This window comes from Aliarcobacter trophiarum LMG 25534, assembly GCF_003355515.1.
GTDB classification, from domain to species: domain Bacteria; phylum Campylobacterota; class Campylobacteria; order Campylobacterales; family Arcobacteraceae; genus Aliarcobacter; species Aliarcobacter trophiarum.
Window position 1 is genome coordinate 1,278,111 of sequence record NZ_CP031367.1, and the last position, 17,933, is coordinate 1,296,043.

Here is a 17,933-nt window from a genome sequence, read left to right on the forward strand (position 1 = left end):
GATTATATCTAAGAAATATTAGAAAATTCTTTAAAAAGATTTTTAGCATTTTTTGTTGTTATACTTCGTATCTCATCATCATTTAAACCAAAAATTTCTGCCATTTTTAAAGATACATATTTTGTATAATATGGTTCATTTCTTACACCTCTAAATGGGTGTGGAGTAAGATAAGGGGCATCTGTTTCTATTAAAAGCCTCTCTTTTGGAATTTGTGGCAAAATTTCAACTAACTTTTTAGCATTTTTAAAAGTAAGAACTCCTCCTATTGCAAAATAGAAATTCATATTTGATAAAGGGAGCAAATGAGGACTTGCATTAAAACAGTGTAAAACTCCACCCAAATCTTTTGAAGCATATTTTTCTAAAATCTCTCTTGAGTCATTTGAAGCTTCTCTTATATGGATAATAAGAGGTTTTTTATATCTCTTAGATAGCTCTATTTGAGAGATAAAAACCTCTTTTTGCTTTTTTATATTCTCTTTCTTTTCACTCTCATCATCTGGTAGTCTATAGTAATCTAAACCACACTCACCAATAGCTACACATTTTGGATGATTTACATATTTCTCTATAATTTTTTCATCATATTTATCTATATCATAAGGATGAGTTCCTACAGCAAAAAAAACTTCACTATATTTCTCACTAAGCTCAATAGCTCTAGGAAGTGTATCAAAATCAGCTCCAGGGATTAAAAAAGCTTTAACCCCCTCCTCTTTTGCATTTCTTATAACACCATCTATATCACTTAAATATGCTTCGTTGTCTAGATGACAGTGTGTATCTATAATAATACTTTAGCCTTTAAGATAAAAATCTTTTATTTAGAAGATTTATTAAATTATTAATTTGTGCAATATCTTCTTGTTTAATCCAAGCATCTATTCCAAAGTTTTTAAATGCATCATAATCGCTCTCATCATCTATTACAGCAACAGATACATATTTCTCTTTACAAACACTATGTTTATTCTCTTCATATTCAAAGATACTCTCTATATCTATAATAGCTACATCAGCTTTTTCTCCACCCTTTGAGTGAAAAGACTCAACATCAAACTCTGGATTAAAAAGAGACTCATCAATTTGACAAAAAGTTATGATTTTCATATATCCCCCATACTTTAAATAATTTTGTATTCTATCAAAATAGTATTAAATTATAATATATATCTTGTTACATCTATATTATCAACTATTTTTTCTAACTTTTGTGTTACAAGTTCACTTGTTACAACTACTTTTGAACCTTTTTTGCTATCTGCTTCAAAAGATATATCTTCTATTACTTTTTCAATAACAGTATGAAGTCTTCTAGCGCCTATATCTTCTGTTTTTTCATTTGCAGCAACACTATATTTTGCAAAAGCTTTGATAGCTTCATCATCAAACTCTAAATCAACATCTTCAACTTTTAATAGAGCTTTATATTGTCTTAAAAGTGAATTTTTTGTATTTGTTAAGATTTTATATAGTGCATCTTCATCAAGACTTTCTAACTCAACTCTAAGAGGAAATCTTCCTTGAAGTTCTGGAATTAAATCGCTAGGTTTTGATACATGAAATGCACCAGCAGCTATAAACAAAATATGGTCTGTTTTTATTTGACCAAATTTTGTTTGAACTGAACTACCTTCAACTATTGGAAGTAAATCTCTTTGAACACCCTCTTTTGATGGGTCACTTCCACTATTTTTCTTACTTGTTGCAATTTTATCTATCTCATCAATAAAAATTATTCCACCATTTTCAGCTCTTTTTATAGACTCTACTTTTATAGCTTCTGTATCAAGTAAACCTTCACTAGCAACTCCTCTTAAAAGAACTTTTGCATCTTTTATGCTTACCTCTTTTTTTATCTTATCTTTATTTAGGCTTCCTAGCATTTTATTAAGGCTCTCTTGCATAGAACTCATATCAAAAGGAACATTTGAGTCAAGTATCTCAACATGAGCTTTTTTAGGAACTTCAATAGTTATTTTTTTATCATCAAGTTCACCAGCTAAAAACTTTTTTTCCATAAGGTTATAAGTCTTTATAAATGACTCTTTTGCACTCTCACTAGCAGTTTCAGGAAGAGGTGGAACAAGGTTTTCAACTATTCTTTTAGTTACTTCATCATCGATTTTATCTCTAATCTTATCTTCATACTCTTTAGTAACAAGATTAATACTCTCATATACTAAATCTCTAACCATTGATTCTACATCTCTTCCCACAAATCCAACTTCTGTATATTTACTAGCTTCTACTTTTACAAAAGGAAGTCCCATCATCTTTGCCATTCTTCTTGCTATTTCAGTTTTTCCAACTCCTGTATTTCCAATCATTAGAATATTTTTTGGCATGATCTCTTCTTGTAAGATTGGTTCAACTCTCATTCTTCTATATCTATTTCTTAAAGCTAATGCTATAGTTTTTTTGGCATCTTTTTGTCCAATAATATAATCATCTAAATACTCAACAATTTGCCTAGGTGTCATATCCATAATCTTATTTAATCCTCTAGTTTTAATATTTTTATATTTTGGTTTGTATAAATACAAAGCTCACCAGCTATCATCAAACTTTCACGAACTAACTCTTCCTCATCAAGTTGTGAGTGCTTTGCCAAGGCTCGTGCAGCCGATATTGCGAAGTTTCCACCACTTCCAATACTTGCTATCTCTCCATCTTCTGGTTCAACTACATCACCATTTCCACTCAAAATAAATATTTTTTCTTTATTTAATACTATCATCATAGCTTCAAGTCGTCGTAAATATTTATCTTTTCTCCACTCTTTTGAAAAAGCAATTACAGATTTTAATAAATCACCTTTACAAGCTTCTAAATGTGCTTCAAACATATCAAAAAGATTAAATGCATCAGCTGTACTTCCTGCAAATCCAGCTAATATTTTACCTTGATATAGAGTTCTTATTTTTGTAGCATTCCCTTTTAAAACTGTATTTCCAAAAGATACTTGACCATCTCCACCAATTACCGCTTTATTTTTGCCTTTATAGGCTAAAATCGTAGTTGCATGAAACATGTTTTAACCTGCAATTACATCAATTTTTAGTGTTGCATTTATTGAGTGTCCCAATTTACAAGATACTTCAAAAATTCCTACATGTTTAATTTTATTATCAATACTTATATTTTTTTTATCAACCATAATAGAGAACTGTTTTTCAAGCTCTTCGCTAATCTCTTTATTTGTGATACTTCCTATTAATTGGTCATTTGCTCCAACTTTATGTCTAATTGTAAGTTTTGTAGAGTTTAATTTTTCTGCCAAATCTTTTGCATTTGCAATATCTTCTTCCTCTTTTGCTTTTGCTCTTTTTTGCTCAGCATTATGTTTTGCAAGAACTTCATTTGTTGCTTGAAGAGCTAAGCCTTTTCCTATTAAAAAATTTTTACCATATCCATCTGCTACCTCTTTTATCTCTCCAGCTTTTCCTAAACTTTTTACATCTTTTATTAATAATACTTTCATTTTATTCCTTTTTTTTAACTCAATATTCTACAATAATATTTTTAAAGCCATATAAAAAATATCTAAATCTCTTTTTTATTACTTACAACTGCTCTTATGTCTCTTTTTCTTACATAACTATTTAAACCTATATGGTTGTTATATCCTAGAAGTTTTGCAATCTTTCTAACACTTAAGCCCATACCTAACAGCTCTTCTATCTTATCTCTTTGCTCATCAAACTTAGATTTTTGAATAGTTCCTTTTGGCTTTCCAAGAGCAATTCCATCCTCTCTTTTTGCATTCAGAGCCTCTTTTGTTCGTAAACTTTGAAGCCCTTTTTCTAATTTTATTGTCATTTTTATAATATTTAAAATCATAAGTGTAAGCTTATCTTCATTGCTTAAAAGATCTAAATTTTCTTCAACTACAATTATTCTTATTTTATTTGATAATAAGAATTTTACAATCTCTAAAATTCTATCAATAGTTCTTCCAAAAACATTTAAATTTGCAACAATTATTGTAGAGTTTTTTTCACAATTTTCTAAAAGTTGAATAATATTCTTCTCTTGTGATGGTCGATTTATCTCTATTTCAATATTTTTATAAATAGTGAGAGAATTTTTCAAAACATAATTTGAAATCAACTTCTCTTGCTCTTTTGTATAGTTCATATTATTCTGATTTTTTCTAATGTATATAAAATTTTTTGACATAGTACACACCTTTTTGTAATAGTTTTGTATATATAGATTTATACAAAATGTTATCTATTTAATATTTAATAAAAGCTTATACATATTCTATATCAAATAAAAGTTGAAGCTTTTATTTGATAATATTAAGCTTTTTATAATTAAAATTTATAAGAGGTAAATATTGAGATTAACGGTTGGAATTTCAGGAGCTAGTGGAGTAAATCTAGCTTTGAAGTTTATAAAACAAATACCAAAAGATATTGAAATTTTTGTTGTATTTTCAAAAAGCTCTAAAAAGGCTTTGAAACTTGAAAATGGTATAAAAACAAAGGAAATATTCAAAAATCACGAAAATATAACAATTTTTAAAGACAAAAATATTGGAGCTGCTTTGGCATCTGGCTCATTTAAAGTTGATAAAATGATTATTCTTCCTTGTAGTTCAAATACTTTGGCAAAATGCAGTATAGGAATTGCTGATAGTTTAATTACTAGAGCTTTTTCTGTTATGTTAAAAGAAAAAAGAGAGATAATCCTAGCTCCTAGAGAGTTACCACTAAATACAATAATGCTAGAAAACATGCTAAAACTATCAAAGCTAGGAGTTGTAATCGCACCACCTATTTTAGGATATTATAGCTCTCAGCAAACTTTAGAAGAGATGGAAAACTTTATTATTGGAAAGTGGATGGATTTATTAAAAATAGAAAATAAACTATATAAAAGATGGAAATAGATATGAAAAATAGCGATTATAACTATACAGGTTCTTATAAAAAAGCTATCTATAGTGGGACTTTTGATCCTATTACTATTGGTCACTTAGATATTATTGAAAGAGCAATAAAAGTTTTTGATGAAGTAATTATTAGTGTTGCAAAAAGTGAACTAAAAAAACCTATGTTTTCTCATGATAAAAGAGTAGAGTTTGTAGAAGCGGCTACAAAACATCTTAAAAATGTGAGAGTTGTCGGGTTTGATACTCTTTTAGTTGATTTAGCAAAAGATTTACAGATAAATACTATAATCAGAGGATTAAGAGCTGTTAGTGATTTTGAATTTGAGCTTCAAATGGGATATGCAAACTCTTCAATAAATCACAATCTTGAAACAGTTTACCTAATGCCAACACTAGACCATGCATTTGTAAGCTCTACTATTGTTCGAGAAATTATAAGATTTCAAGGAAAATTTGAGCACTTAGTTCCAAAAGAGGTTTTAAAATGTATGTAGCTATTGAGGGAATTGATACAGCAGGAAAATCAACACAACTAGATATTTTAAAAGGGAAATTCCCAAATGCAGTTTTTACAAAAGAACCAGGTGGAACAAAACTAGGATTAAAACTAAGAGAGATGATTTTAAATGGAGAAGCAAATAGTAGTTTAGCTGAAATGTTTATGTTTTTAGCAGATAGAGCTGAACACACTAAAGAGATAATTGTAAAAAATCAAAATAAGCTAATTATTAGTGACCGTTCATTTATCTCTGGAATTGCCTATGCAAAAGATAAAAAGATAGAGGATTTAATAGAACTAAATCGTTTAGCAACATCAAATAATTTTCCTAAAAAAGTTATTCTACTAGAACTTACAAAAGATGAATTACAAAAAAGATTATCTAAAAAGCCAAATGATAGTATAGAAAAAAGAGGATTGGATTATCTTTTAGATATCCAAGCAAGACTAAGAGAGACAATTATAAAACTAGATATAGAGCATATTTTTATAGATGCTAGTTTAAATATAAAAGATATAGAGAAAAAAATAGAGGATTTTATAAATGAGTAATACAATTCAAAGCCTAAGAGGAATGAAAGACTTAACAGGAACAGAGAGTGAACTTTTTATATACTTTATAGAAAATGCCTCAAAGATTGCCCAAAAATATGGCTTCTCTTATATTGAAACTCCTCTTTTAGAAGAAACTGCTTTATTTAAAAGAAGTGTTGGAGAGAGTAGTGATATTGTAAATAAAGAGATGTATCAATTTATTGACAAAGGGCAAAATGATGTTTGTCTTAGACCTGAGGGAACTGCTGGAGTTGTAAGACATTTTGTTGAAAAAAAGCTAGACCGTGCTGGTGGAACTTATAAATGGTACTATTATGGTCCTATGTTTAGATATGAAAGACCTCAAAAAGGAAGATTAAGAGAGTTTCATCAGTTTGGTTGTGAAGTTTTTGGTATATCAAGTGTTTATGAAGATGCAAATATTATCTCTTTAATCAAAGAGATTTTAGATTTCTTTGGTATTGGATTTACACTAAAACTAAACTCTTTAGGTTGTGCTGATTGTATGCCAAAATATAAAGAAAACTTAGTAAAACATATTTCAAATTTTAAAGAAAAACTGTGTGAAGATTGCAATAAAAGGCTTATGACAAATCCTATAAGAGTGCTTGATTGTAAAGTTGAGTCTTGTAAACAATTACTAGAAAATGCTCCAAAAATAACAAATAGTTTATGTAACTCTTGTAATAATGATTTTGAAAAATTAAAAGAGATTTTAGATTTTAATAATATATCTTATGAAGTAGATAGCAATTTAGTTCGTGGACTAGACTACTATAATAAAACAGCCTTTGAGTTTGTAAGCTCTGAAATTGGTGCTCAAAGTGCAATAGCTGGTGGTGGAAGATATGATAGATTAGTTGAATTTTTAGGTGGTAAAAGTACATCAGGAATTGGTTTTGCAATCGGGATAGAAAGATTATTAGAGTTAGTAAAAATAAAAGAGAAAAAAGAGGATTTTATCTATATTGGTGTTTTAGATGAAATTAGTTTAAATCAGGCCTTTGAAGTAGCAATTAAAAAACGAAAAACAATAAAAACTCACTTAGAGTACACTCCTAGAGGATTTGCAAAACATTTTGCTAATGCCCAAAAATTAGGATGTAATATTGTAGCACTTATTGGAGAAAAAGAGCTAAATGATGGCACTATTTACATAAAAAATTTAGATACAAAAGAAGAAGAAAATATAAATTTAGGGGATTTTTAATATGAAAAATAGATATGGGATAGATATTTGGAGTGATGATAACTTTTTTGTTGAAGATGGTATTGTAAAGGTAAACTACAAACCATATCCATCTTTAATAAAAATTGTAAAAGATGTAAGAAAACAGGGCTTCAAAGGACCTCTACTCTTAAGATTTCCACATATCACAAAAAAGCAGATTAAAACACTTTTTAATACTTTTAATGCAAGTATAAAAGAGTATGACTATAAAGGAAAATTCAATGCTGTTTTCCCTTTAAAAGTAAACCAGCTACCAAATTTTATTCATCCACTTATTAATGCTGGGAAAAAGTATAACTATGGACTTGAAGCTGGAAGTAAAGCTGAATTAATAATAGCGATGACATACAACAATATGGGAAGCCCAATAACGATAAATGGTTTTAAAGATAAAGAGATGATACATCTTTGTTTTATTGCGAAAGCTATGGGACATGATATTACAGTTATTATTGAAGGTTTAAATGAACTAGAGATGATAATTGAAGTTCTCAAAGAGACAAAAATGGAAGCTCCAAATGTAGGTATAAGAGTACGACTTCATAGTGGAGGTAGTGGTGTTTGGGCAAAAAGTGGAGGAATTGATTCAAAATTTGGACTAACTTCAACAGAGATTTTAGAAGCCTTTGAACTTATGCAAGAGAATAGTCTTGAAAATTTATTAACAATGATTCATTTTCATATAGGCTCTGCTATGAATACTATTAAACCTTTGAAAAAAGCTCTTAGAGAAGCAGGACATATCTATGCAGAGCTTAAGAACTTAGGAGCAAAAGAGCTAAAAGCTATAAATATTGGTGGTGGTTTAAGTGTTGAATATAGTGCTTATGAACAATCAAGATTTTACTCTCTAAACGAATTTGCAAGTGATGTTGTATTTACTTTAAAAGAGATAGCAAGACAAAAAGGGGTTGAAGAACCAAATATTTTTACAGAATCAGGAAGATTTATAAGTGCTGCTTCAACTGTACTTATAACTCCTGTTTTAGAACTTTTTTCAGCTGAATATGAGCTAGATCACCTAAAATTAAAAGATAAAAATCCACCTTTAATTGAAGAGTTAAACGCTTTATTCAAAGATATGACAAAGAAAAAAGCATATGAGTTTATGCATGATAGTATGGACCATTTAGAGTCACTTTTAACTCTTTTTGATTTAGGATATATAGATTTACAAGATAGATCAAATGCTGAAATTTTAACGCATCAAATTATCAAAAAAGCTATTTCACTTCTTCAAGTTGATGATTATGAAGAGCTTAGAAAATTTGATAAAAATATTCAAGAAAAGTATCTACTTAACTTCTCTTTATTCCAATCTCTTCCAGATTATTGGGGAATAGACCAAGAGTTTCCAATCATGCCAATAACTCATTTGGATAAAAAACCAACTAGAAGTGCATCTTTATGGGATATAACTTGTGATAGTGATGGAGAAATTCCTTTTGATATGAAAAAACCTCTATATCTTCACGATGTAAACCTAAATAAAGAGGATTATTTCTTAGGTTTTTTCAATGTAGGAGCATATCAAGATACTTTAGGAATGAAACATAATCTTTTCTCTCATCCAACAGAGGTAAATGTTGTATTTAAAGATGAAGAGGTAATTTTAGAAAAACTTTTAGAGTCTCAAAAAGTTATAGATATTTTAGATGATATTGATTATGACACTGAAGAGATTCAAACAATTTTAAGCAGAAGTCTTCCGCATGAGACATATGAGACATTAAAAAAGTACCTAGAAGACAATAGCTATTTAAAAACTATCTGGAGTTATTATGATGAGTGAAGAAATAATTGAGCAAGAAAAAATCTCTCTATGGCAACAAATAAAAGAGGATTTCTCTGTTCCAAAGCTGAATGACCCAGCATTTGACTCAAATTTTGATATATTTTTTAACTACCCTGGTGTTTGGGCTATTATAAACTATAGAGTTGCAAATAGACTGTACAACAAAGGATTTGAAAAGCTTTCTCGTGCTATTTCTGGAATATCATCTTTTTTCACAAAAACAGATATTCATCCAGCTGCAAAAATTGGAAGAAGAGTATTTTTAGACCATGCTATTGGAGTTGTTATTGGTTCAACTTCAATTATAGAAGATGATGTTTTAATATATCAAGGTGTGACTTTAGGAGGAGTTAGTCTTAATAAAGGAAAAAGACACCCTACAATTAAATCTAATGTTGTTATTGGAAGTGGAGCAAAGGTTTTAGGAAATATTACAATTGGTTCTAACTCAAAAATTGGGGCAAACTCTGTAGTTGTAACAGATGTTCCTGAAAATTCAACTGCTGTTGGAGTACCTGCAAGAATTATTAGAAAAGATGCAAAAAAAGATAAATTGGCTCACAATGAGTTACCTGATATTAATAAAGAGATGTTTAAATACCTAATTGAAAGAATCTCTATTTTAGAAAATAGTGTTAAAAAAGAGCAAGATTGTAATTGTGATATAAATGAAAAAAATGAAGTCTTAGAAAAAGAGTACAATGATTTTATTGAAGCATTAATTGTTAATAAAAAAGGATAATTTTGGAATTTGAACTAATTGCATTTGGATTAATAACTGGCTTTACCTCAGGTTTTTTTGGAATTGGTGGTGGAAGTATTTTAATTCCAATGCTTTTGGTTGCTGGATTTGCTATGAAAGAAGCTGTTGCTATATCAATTATGCAAATGGTTTTTTCATCTATATATGGCTCTTTTTTAAACTCAAAAAAAATAAAAGGTCTATTTAGAGATGGTATAATCTTAGGTCTTGGTGCTAGTCTTGGAGGACTTTTTAGTGGTTACTTTCTACCTTCAATTCCAGATATTTATCTTCAATATCTTTTTATTTTAGTACTTATTTATACAGTTTATACTCTATTTAAAGCCCCTGCTTCTCAAGAGGTAGTACAACCAGATAAAAATATATTTTTACTTGCATTTATTGGTTTTTGTGTTGGAATATTTGCTATGAGTATTGGGATTGGTGGCTCACTTATGCTTCTTCCAATCTTAGTTCAATTTTTAAAATATGATTTAAAAATAGCTACTGCTTTGGGGCTATTTTTTGTTATTTTTTCTTCTATTGGTGGATTTATATCAACTTCAATTTATGGAAATATGCTCTATTATGAGGGAGCTATTATTGGGATTGGCTCTTTATTTGGAGTATATTTTGGAATAAAAATAAAAGAAAAAACACAAGCAACTAGCTATAAAAAATTTGTTTTACTTCTTAATCTTTTTGTTTTAGGAATTATGATTTATAAGACAGTAAATTTTTAAAACAAAATCTGAATACCATATTCTGAGTGTAAAATAGCAGTTTTATAGTACTCTTTTCTATCTTCATTTTTAAGTCCAAACTTTTTTTGAGTTTTTAATTTTATATTTATTTCACCTTCACTTAAAAGCTCTCTTATCTCTTTATGTTTTAACCAATGCCCATATCGTCCAAGACTATTTTGCCAAATTTTAAAGCCACACTTTGAAGTAGATGTTAATTCAAAAAATTCACCATCTTCTGTCGTCCAAGAAGCATTGCTACAAGCATAGAGTTCAACCTTTTTGCCCCTAACCTCTTTTTTTCTTACTTCAATCTCTCCATCATCACAATATGGACATTTTCCCAATAACATCTAAATCACCTTTTATTTTTGTAAATTATACAAACATTCTTCGTAAAAAAGGGTAAACACTTAACTAAAAATTAACTAATTTTTCATATACTTATAAAATTTTTTAAAAGGGTAGATTATGAGAAAAAAAGTTTTTATTTCAATGTTACTTTTAAGTACAACTATGTTTGCAATGGATCATTCAAACCACAATATGCAAAATCACAATACAAATCAGATTAATAGTGAGCACAGTAGTTTAACTATTCCACAAGATGCAAAATGTTCTGTTTGTGGTATGTTTGTAGCAAAATATGATAAATGGGTAGCTACTATACAAGTAGAAAAAGAGATTTTCTATTTTGATGGAGTAAAAGATATGATAAAGTTTTACTCTGAGCCAACAAAGTATATAAAAAATATTGATTTAAAAAATTCAATTATAAGTGTTATTGATTACTATACTCTTGAGCAAGTAGATGCAAGAAATGCATTTTTTGTAATTGGTTCAAATGTTATGGGACCTATGGGAAATGAGTTAGTTCCATTCAAAGATGAAAATAGTGCAAATGAGTTTTTAAAAGACCATTTTGGAACTAAAGTTTTAAAATTCAACGAAATAAGTTTAGATATCTTACCAACAAAACATCATTAAACAAATGCGATTTTTTCGCATTGTTTAAACAAATCAATCTTTAATAAAAGAGCAACAATAATCAACTAAACTATGAACTCTTAATCTAAATTTAGTATTTGCAGGAATAGTAAAAGATGCTGGTCCATCAAACTCTTGCCAATCAGATGCAGGAAGCAACAAATCAATTTTTCCTCTTTGAATATCTATAATCTCTTTATTTACAGTATTAAGTTCATACTCACCAGCCAACATAATCCCTAAAGTCTTTTTACTTCCATCTTCAAATGTGATAGATCTACTTGTAATATTTCCTTCATATAAAATATTTGCAGCTTTTGCTATAGAAACACCTTTAAAATATGACATTCTAGTCTCCTTAAAATTTATCGCAATATTATATCAAATCAATTATACGATATTTATGAAAATGATAAAAAAGTATCTAATCAATTAAATTTTCAAACATCAAAATATTTTTTTCTTAACTTAATTTATAAAAATCTTTTAAATAAATTAGTTTTGCACTATTAATAACAAATAAAGTTTTATTTTTATAATATTCACAATTATATTTTTAAGGATGATTGTTTTATTTATACGACTAATTACTATGTACTTAATAAAACTTTTATTTTCAAAGTCTAAACATAAATAAAATAAATTATAAAGAGGTATAAGATGAATTTCAATAAAGAGTATAAAAATAGATTTAGAATACTAAAAGGTGGATTGGTATCTTTAGTTATTTCAAGTTGTTTGTATGGAGCACCAAGTGGAGGGAATGTAACAAGTGGTAATGCAAATATCTCAAAGAATGGTAATGTAACAAATATAGACCAGTTAAGTAATAAAGCTACAATAAATTGGAAAGATTTTTCAATAAATAAAAATGAGACAGTAAACTTTAATCAACCAAATAAGAATTCAATCACATTAAATAGAGTAATAGGGAATGAGAAATCAATAATAGATGGAGCCTTAAATGCAAATGGACAAGTATGGTTGTTGAACTCAAAAGGTACAGTGTTTGGGAAGAATGCAAAGATAAATACAGCAGGATTGCTAGTTACAACAAAAGAGCTTTCAGATGAGGATTTTAATAAAGGAAACTATAACTTTAAAGGTAAATCAAATGAGAGTATAGAGAATAATGCAGATATATTATTGCAAGATAAGGCATACGCAGCATTCGTAGCAAATAGTGTAATAAATAATGGGAAAATAGAGATACATAAAGGAGTAATACACCTAGTTGGAGCAGAAGATGTAACAATAAGCTTGAATGATAACTCTTTAATATCATTAAAAGTGAATAAAGGTGCAATGAATGCATTAGTAGAGAATAATAATATGATAATTGCTAATGGAGGGAATGTATATCTAACAACAAACGCAAAAGATGAGATACTAAAAAGTGTAATAAACCAAAAAGGAGTAATAAAAGCAAACTCTTTAGATGATTTACAAAGTGAAGTAATTATCTTTGCCCATGGTGGAACTGCAAATATAGATGGAACAATAGAGGCAAAAGGTAGCTTTGTAGAAACAAGTGGAGATAGAGTAAAAGTAGCTGATGGATTTAAAGTATATGCAAATAAATGGTTAATTGACCCAACAGACTTTATAGTAGCTTCTAGTGGTGGAGATATAAGTGGAACTACTCTTTCTAATAATCTAAACTCTACAGATGTTATTATCCAAAGTATACTAGGAACAACACAAACAAATGGTAAAGGTAATATCTATGTAAATGATGATATCTCTTGGAATAATAATAGTGCACTTGTTTTAAATGCTCAAAATGATATTTTTATAAATAATACAATAGTTGTTGGTGGTAATGGAAAACTATTTTTAAAATATGGACAAAAAACAGCTGATGGAGGAGATAGTAACTACTATATAGATAGTAAGAATGGAGCAAAAGTAGAGTTATTTGGCACTTCAAGTTTCTCTACACAAAAAGGAAGTGATAGTAGTAATTTAAAAGATTACATTATAATAACTGATTTACAAGATTTACAAGATATCAGTTTAGACTTAAATAAAAACTATGTATTAGGTGTTGATATACATGCTAATGCTACATCAGGTTGGAATGGTGGTTTAGGATTTATTCCAATTGGAAATGTTTCCAATCCATTTACAGGAATTTTTGATGGTTTAGGTAATACTATCTCAAATCTTTATATAAATAGAGAAAATAGTGTTGATGTAGGACTATTTGGATATGCCCGAGGTGCTACTATAAGAAATGTTGGATTAACAGATGTAGATATAAAAGGAAATAAGTATGTTGGAGGGCTTGTTGGATTTAATGAAAACTCTTCTATATCTAACTCATATGCTACAGGAACTGTAACAGGTAATACTTCTGTTGGAGGACTTGTTGGAAGTAATTATAACTCTTCTATATCTAACTCATATGCAACAGGAGATGTAAGTGGAGAAGATTATATTGGAGGTCTTGTTGGAGTAAATGAGAAAACTAATATAACAAATTCACATGCAACTGGAACTGTAACTGGAGAATATTATATTGGAGGTCTTGTTGGATTTAATTATAATAGCTCTACTATATCTAATTCATATGCAACAGGTAATGTAAGTGGAGAAGAAATGGTTGGAGGGCTTATTGGAGAAAATAAAGACAACTCTAATATTTCTAACTCATATGCAACAGGAACTGTAACAGGTAATACTTCTGTTGGAGGACTTGTTGGATATAATCGAAACTCAGAGATAAAAGATTCATATGCAACTGGAGATGTATTTGGAGAAGATTTTGTTGGAGGATTTGTTGGTTGGAACGATGCTGGAACTATTAAAAAAAGTTATTCAATAGGAGCTGTAAGAGGAATAGGAAGTTCTGTTGGAGGATTTGCTGGAACTAATGAGGGAGAGATATTTAGCTCTTTTTATAATAAAGAAAAATCAACTTAAACAAATGGTATAGGAAATAACCAATCAAATCAATCTTGGGTATATTCTAAAACAACTGATGAGATGGCAGATATAGAGCTTTATAAAAGCCATGGATGGACTATAACTCTTGATGAAAATGCTCTAGATATTCCAACATTTGACTCAAATGGTAATTGGGTAATCAAACCTGTAGATACTCCAAGTGAAGTTGAAAAACCTAATAAGCCTAGCAAACCTAATAAATATGCTAAAGGTGATAAACATGGTGAAATTATAAAAAGTATCGCTTATAATAGTTTTATCTATAAAAAAGATAGATTTAATATAGATGATATGGAATGACCCCAAAAAAGTAGACAGAAATTTATTCAGTTAATTAAAATAACAATTTAGAGAAAATTGTAAACAATTGAAGGAATTAAAAATGGCAAGAAGAGAATATAGTGAAGAGTTTAGAAGAGATGCTGTAAAACAAGTTATAGAAAATGGATATGGGGTTGTTGAAACAGCTGAGAGGTTAGGTGTCCATTATGATTCTTTGAGAAACTGGATAAAAAAATACAAATCACCAGAAGCTGAAGTAGAAATAAAAAAAACTCAAGATACAACAGCTGAAATAAAAAGATTGCAAAAAGAATTAAAGAGAGTTACAGAAGAGAGGGATATTTTAAAAAAGGCCGCAGCGTACTTTGCAAACAACCCAAATTAAAGTACGCATTTATAAAGGAGTATCAAATACAGTACACAATCAGAAGAATGTGTACTGTATTGAAAGTTCATCCTAGTGGGTATTATAAATGGTTAAAACAACCTATTTCAAATTTAGAGATTGAAAATCAACAAATTTTACAAGAGATAAAAAAAGCATATAGAGAGTCAAATGGGATATATGGATATAGAAATATTCATAAAGATTTAAAGGCTTCAAATATACATGTAAATAAGAAAAGAGTTGCAAGATTAATGAAAGAAGCAAAACTTTGTGGAATAGGAAATTATAAAAGAAAACCAAAGCATAAGGCTGGTTCAATTCATAAAGCACATCCAAATCATTTAAAACAATGTTTTTTAACATATAAACCAAATGAATCTTGGGTTAGTGATATCACATATATCAGAACTTATGAAGGATGGTTATATTTAGCTACAGTTATAGATCTTTATTCAAGAAAAATAATTGGTTGGGCAACAGGACATAGACAATCAACATCTTTAATTATTAAAGCTTTGAAAAAAACAACTCACAGAATTAAAAATCATAAAGTAATTCTTCATTCAGATCAAGGTAGCCAATATAGTTCTTATGAATACCAAACATTTTTAAAGCATCATAATATTATCCCAAGTATGAGCCGTAGAGGTAATTGTTATGATAATGCAGTAGCAGAGAGTTTTTTTAAGACATTAAAAAAAGAATTAGTTAGAAAAACTATATTTCATACAAGAGCAGAAGCTAGAGATAAAATATTTGAATATATAGAAATGTTTTATAACGCAAAAAGACGACATAGTTTTTTAGATTTTATAAGTCCAAATGAATTTGAGAAAAGATACAATGATAGTGTTACTCAACCAAAGGTGTTAACTGATTAAAAAAGTGTCTACTAACTTGGGGTCATTCCAGATATAAACATAATTCATAAAAAAAGAGATACAAATATAGAGCTAAAAGATGGTGGAATTAAGTTACCAACCCAGGAACTAAGCCAAGTTTTTAACTCTTTTATAGTTTCTAACTAGGAGATAAATAAGTTTTTATTGAAGCAAAAGGCTATAAACTTTTTGATATAATTCGGAAATTTAAATAAGGTGTAAATATGAGTATCCAGAAAGAACTTAAAGATATAATAAATGACGAAGTTTTAGTTGAAATCGAAGAGTATATAGATGATATTTTTGAAATAATTGCTGCAAAGAAAGAGACTCCTGAGCTAAAAGAGGAGTTAGCAAATATGCAAGAGATGAAAAAAGAGTTTGAAGAGCTTTTAAATGATTTAGATGCAGGTGAGATAGATGATGAAGAGGCAAAAGAGATTTATGATGAAATAGTTGAGATGCTTGAAGGAATGGATGCAGATTAAAAAAGATTAAGATGTGCAAGGCTATATTATTGATATAAAAGCTGTAAAAGATGATGATTTAATTGTCACTATTATATGTGAAAATGAACTTATTACAACATACAGATTTTATGGAGCAAGGCACTCAAATATAAATATTGGATATAAAATAGATTTTGAGCTTGAAAGTACAAAATCTTCCATTGCAAGACTAAAGGATGTAATTCAGTTAGGCTTCCCTTGGATTTTGAATAGTCAAAAAATGTATGCTTGGCAAAGATATCTTAAGCTTTTTTATGTTCATTTAAAAGAGCTTCATGATTTAGAGCCATTTTACTTTTTTCTTCTAGAAAATTTAATTTCAAGAATAGAGAAACAAAATGTTTATAGAGCTATTTTAGAGTCATATCTATCGCTTTTAGAGCATGAAGGAAGACTTCATACAGATTTTGAATGTCTTATTTGTGAAGTTGCGATAGATAGTAATTTATCTATTGTAAGAGGTTTTTTACCTGTTCATAAAGAGTGTATAAGAGGTAAGGTTTTTGATTATAAAAAGATAAAAGAACTTTTCTCTACAAAAAAAGCTATAAATCTAAATGATGATGAAGTAGAAAATCTTTTCGAGATTCTACTTCTTGGACTTTAAAATAGCTTTTAAGATAACTCTATTTTTCTTTTAAGGTTTTCTATAGTTTGAGATAATATTTTTACATCAAATCCATATTTTTTTGCTTTAACAATAGCCTCTTTTATATATTTTTCACTCAAAGGTTCTTTTATATTTGCAACAGTTTTTATAACATTTAAGATTTTTGCTTTCTCTTTAAAATCTTCTGGAGCATTTTCTACATCATCTACAAACTCTATAGCATTAACTAATTTTGGGCTTAATTTCCAATGCTTAAATATCTGAGCTGTTACAAATGAGCTAGAAAAACCTACAATCTCTTTTTCTACCTCTTCTATAGAGAAAATCCCCTCATCTATTTTTGCCTTAAACTCTTTTTGTTTATCCTCATTCATAACTATATCAGCAATAATATATTTTCCAATATCAAGTAACAATGCAGGTAAAATAATCTCATCTCTAAGAGTTTCATCGATTTTTCCCAACCATAAACTTGCTAATACAGATGCAATATTTGAAGAGTTCATAAAATTATCATTTGTAAGTCCGTAAGGAGCCAGAGTTGTTATCAATATTTTTTGGCTACTAGCAGATATTGCAACAGATATTGTAAAATTTATTCCCAACAAAGATATCGCTCTAAGAGGAGTTTCAACTTTACTTCTAAATCCAAACATTGCAGAATTTGCTATTTTTAAGAGATTTGTTACAATTAGAGCATCTTTACTTATAATATCATGTAACTCACTTATCTCTTTTTCACTTTTTCTTCGATACTCTTCAATTAAAATAATAGTTCGTGGAAGAGGTGGAAGTGCATCAACCCTTCTTACTAATTCCTCAATTTCCAAAGCATTCTCCTATTAAGATTTTTAAA

The 17,933-nt window shown here is 28.7% G+C and carries 22 protein-coding genes; 13 read left to right on the top strand and 9 right to left on the bottom strand.

Translation table 11 applies throughout. The annotated features are described in order from the left end of the window. Nucleotides 1-8 precede the first annotated feature (8 nt). From ATR_RS06605 to ATR_RS06630, 6 genes are all read right to left on the bottom strand, one after another. Nucleotides 9-797, bottom strand: a complete 789-nt coding sequence (locus tag ATR_RS06605) for a TatD family hydrolase (RefSeq protein ID WP_115428684.1) — start codon at nt 795-797, stop codon at nt 9-11. Nucleotides 798-807: 10 nt separating this feature from the next. After that, nucleotides 808-1,113 (bottom strand): hypothetical protein, encoded by a 306-nt coding sequence (locus ATR_RS06610; RefSeq protein ID WP_115428685.1) that lies wholly within the window; start codon nt 1,111-1,113, stop codon nt 808-810. Between the two features lie 50 nt (nt 1,114-1,163). Continuing rightward, a complete protein-coding gene (hslU, locus tag ATR_RS06615) occupies nt 1,164-2,492 on the bottom strand; it encodes an HslU--HslV peptidase ATPase subunit (RefSeq protein WP_115429445.1) in 1,329 nt (442 codons plus the stop codon). 8 nt (nt 2,493-2,500) lie between these two features. Beyond that, complete coding sequence (hslV, locus tag ATR_RS06620; RefSeq protein ID WP_115428686.1) at nt 2,501-3,037, bottom strand: ATP-dependent protease subunit HslV; 537 nt, start codon at nt 3,035-3,037, stop codon at nt 2,501-2,503. Between the two features lie 3 nt (nt 3,038-3,040). Continuing rightward, a complete protein-coding gene (gene rplI / locus ATR_RS06625) occupies nt 3,041-3,487 on the bottom strand; it encodes a 50S ribosomal protein L9 (protein ID WP_115428687.1) in 447 nt (148 codons plus the stop codon). A 62-nt stretch (nt 3,488-3,549) separates the two neighbouring features. Next, on the bottom strand, nt 3,550-4,185 hold the full coding sequence (locus ATR_RS06630) for a recombinase family protein (RefSeq protein ID WP_115428688.1): 636 nt from the start codon (nt 4,183-4,185) through the stop codon (nt 3,550-3,552). Nucleotides 4,186-4,348: 163 nt separating this feature from the next. On the opposite strand from ATR_RS06630, the gene ATR_RS06635 reads away from it, so the two are divergent. From ATR_RS06635 to ATR_RS06665, 7 genes are read left to right on the top strand one after another with little or no spacing between them, the layout of a single operon-like run. Next, complete coding sequence (locus ATR_RS06635) at nt 4,349-4,903, top strand: UbiX family flavin prenyltransferase (RefSeq protein WP_115428689.1); 555 nt, start codon at nt 4,349-4,351, stop codon at nt 4,901-4,903. A 2-nt stretch (nt 4,904-4,905) separates the two neighbouring features. Continuing rightward, a complete protein-coding gene (coaD, locus tag ATR_RS06640) occupies nt 4,906-5,400 on the top strand; it encodes a pantetheine-phosphate adenylyltransferase (RefSeq protein WP_115428690.1) in 495 nt (164 codons plus the stop codon). Then, nucleotides 5,391-5,957, top strand: a complete 567-nt coding sequence (gene tmk, locus ATR_RS06645) for a dTMP kinase (protein ID WP_115428691.1) — start codon at nt 5,391-5,393, stop codon at nt 5,955-5,957. The genes coaD and tmk overlap by 10 nt, the downstream gene beginning before the upstream one ends. Further along, a complete protein-coding gene (gene hisS, locus ATR_RS06650) occupies nt 5,950-7,170 on the top strand; it encodes a histidine--tRNA ligase (protein WP_115428692.1) in 1,221 nt (406 codons plus the stop codon). The genes tmk and hisS overlap by 8 nt, the downstream gene beginning before the upstream one ends. 1 nt (nt 7,171) lies before the next feature. After that, nucleotides 7,172-8,983: a biosynthetic arginine decarboxylase gene (gene speA, locus ATR_RS06655; RefSeq protein ID WP_115428693.1), complete on the top strand. Its 1,812-nt coding sequence runs from the start codon at nt 7,172-7,174 to the stop codon at nt 8,981-8,983. Continuing rightward, nucleotides 8,973-9,728, top strand: a complete 756-nt coding sequence (gene cysE / locus ATR_RS06660) for a serine O-acetyltransferase (protein ID WP_164966725.1) — start codon at nt 8,973-8,975, stop codon at nt 9,726-9,728. Before speA ends, cysE begins: the two co-directional genes overlap by 11 nt. Before the next feature lie 2 nt (nt 9,729-9,730). After that, entirely contained in the window at nt 9,731-10,471 is a 741-nt protein-coding gene (locus tag ATR_RS06665) for a sulfite exporter TauE/SafE family protein (RefSeq protein WP_115428694.1), read from the top strand. Here the strand turns inward: ATR_RS06665 and ATR_RS06670 are convergent. After that, the gene (locus tag ATR_RS06670) at nt 10,468-10,824 is read right to left on the bottom strand and encodes a hypothetical protein (protein WP_115428695.1); all 357 of its coding nucleotides are present in this window, start codon (nt 10,822-10,824) and stop codon (nt 10,468-10,470) included. The two genes, ATR_RS06665 and ATR_RS06670, sit on opposite strands and share 4 nt — an antisense overlap. A gap of 118 nt (nt 10,825-10,942) precedes the next feature. On the opposite strand from ATR_RS06670, the gene ATR_RS06675 reads away from it, so the two are divergent. Continuing rightward, on the top strand, nt 10,943-11,458 hold the full coding sequence (locus ATR_RS06675; protein WP_115428696.1) for a nitrous oxide reductase accessory protein NosL: 516 nt from the start codon (nt 10,943-10,945) through the stop codon (nt 11,456-11,458). A 33-nt stretch (nt 11,459-11,491) separates the two neighbouring features. On the opposite strand, the gene ppnP is transcribed toward ATR_RS06675, so the two are convergent. Beyond that, nucleotides 11,492-11,806, bottom strand: coding sequence for a pyrimidine/purine nucleoside phosphorylase (gene ppnP, locus ATR_RS06680; protein WP_115428697.1), 315 nt, complete (start codon nt 11,804-11,806; stop codon nt 11,492-11,494). Nucleotides 11,807-12,118: 312 nt separating this feature from the next. On the opposite strand from ppnP, the gene ATR_RS06685 reads away from it, so the two are divergent. The 5 genes from ATR_RS06685 (at nt 12,119) to recO (ending at nt 17,074) form a co-directional block, all read left to right on the top strand. Next, nucleotides 12,119-14,383, top strand: a complete 2,265-nt coding sequence (locus ATR_RS06685) for a GLUG motif-containing protein (protein ID WP_115428698.1) — start codon at nt 12,119-12,121, stop codon at nt 14,381-14,383. 63 nt (nt 14,384-14,446) lie between these two features. Next, nucleotides 14,447-14,707, top strand: coding sequence for a hypothetical protein (locus ATR_RS06690; protein ID WP_115428699.1), 261 nt, complete (start codon nt 14,447-14,449; stop codon nt 14,705-14,707). Nucleotides 14,708-14,789: 82 nt separating this feature from the next. Continuing rightward, nucleotides 14,790-15,958, top strand: a protein-coding gene (locus ATR_RS06695) for an IS3 family transposase (protein WP_115427962.1) whose coding sequence is annotated in 2 segments (ribosomal slippage) — nt 14,790-15,042 and nt 15,042-15,958 — 1,170 coding nt in all. Because the reading frame shifts where the segments join, the coding sequence is not laid out codon by codon here. A 224-nt stretch (nt 15,959-16,182) separates the two neighbouring features. Further along, nucleotides 16,183-16,446, top strand: coding sequence for a hypothetical protein (locus ATR_RS06700; protein WP_115428700.1), 264 nt, complete (start codon nt 16,183-16,185; stop codon nt 16,444-16,446). A gap of 13 nt (nt 16,447-16,459) precedes the next feature. Beyond that, complete coding sequence (gene recO / locus ATR_RS06705) at nt 16,460-17,074, top strand: recombination protein RecO (RefSeq protein WP_115428701.1); 615 nt, start codon at nt 16,460-16,462, stop codon at nt 17,072-17,074. 8 nt (nt 17,075-17,082) lie between these two features. Here recO and ATR_RS06710 read toward each other — a convergent pair whose 3' ends face one another. Beyond that, nucleotides 17,083-17,907, bottom strand: a complete 825-nt coding sequence (locus ATR_RS06710; protein ID WP_115428702.1) for an HDOD domain-containing protein — start codon at nt 17,905-17,907, stop codon at nt 17,083-17,085. Nucleotides 17,908-17,933: the final 26 nt, after the last annotated feature.

Coding starts and splice junctions, on each gene's coding strand:
- ATR_RS06610 (WP_115428685.1), bottom strand. CDS start 1,113: ATGAAAATCATAACTTTTTGTCAAATTGATGAGTCTCTTTTTAATCCA.
- hslU (WP_115429445.1), bottom strand. CDS start 2,492: ATGGATATGACACCTAGGCAAATTGTTGAGTATTTAGATGATTATATT.
- hslV (WP_115428686.1), bottom strand. CDS start 3,037: ATGTTTCATGCAACTACGATTTTAGCCTATAAAGGCAAAAATAAAGCG.
- rplI (WP_115428687.1), bottom strand. CDS start 3,487: ATGAAAGTATTATTAATAAAAGATGTAAAAAGTTTAGGAAAAGCTGGA.
- ATR_RS06630 (WP_115428688.1), bottom strand. CDS start 4,185: ATGTCAAAAAATTTTATATACATTAGAAAAAATCAGAATAATATGAAC.
- coaD (WP_115428690.1), top strand. CDS start 4,906: ATGAAAAATAGCGATTATAACTATACAGGTTCTTATAAAAAAGCTATC.
- tmk (WP_115428691.1), top strand. CDS start 5,391: ATGTATGTAGCTATTGAGGGAATTGATACAGCAGGAAAATCAACACAA.
- hisS (WP_115428692.1), top strand. CDS start 5,950: ATGAGTAATACAATTCAAAGCCTAAGAGGAATGAAAGACTTAACAGGA.
- speA (WP_115428693.1), top strand. CDS start 7,172: ATGAAAAATAGATATGGGATAGATATTTGGAGTGATGATAACTTTTTT.
- cysE (WP_164966725.1), top strand. CDS start 8,973: ATGATGAGTGAAGAAATAATTGAGCAAGAAAAAATCTCTCTATGGCAA.
- ATR_RS06670 (WP_115428695.1), bottom strand. CDS start 10,824: ATGTTATTGGGAAAATGTCCATATTGTGATGATGGAGAGATTGAAGTA.
- ATR_RS06675 (WP_115428696.1), top strand. CDS start 10,943: ATGAGAAAAAAAGTTTTTATTTCAATGTTACTTTTAAGTACAACTATG.
- ppnP (WP_115428697.1), bottom strand. CDS start 11,806: ATGTCATATTTTAAAGGTGTTTCTATAGCAAAAGCTGCAAATATTTTA.
- ATR_RS06685 (WP_115428698.1), top strand. CDS start 12,119: ATGAATTTCAATAAAGAGTATAAAAATAGATTTAGAATACTAAAAGGT.
- ATR_RS06690 (WP_115428699.1), top strand. CDS start 14,447: ATGGCAGATATAGAGCTTTATAAAAGCCATGGATGGACTATAACTCTT.
- ATR_RS06700 (WP_115428700.1), top strand. CDS start 16,183: ATGAGTATCCAGAAAGAACTTAAAGATATAATAAATGACGAAGTTTTA.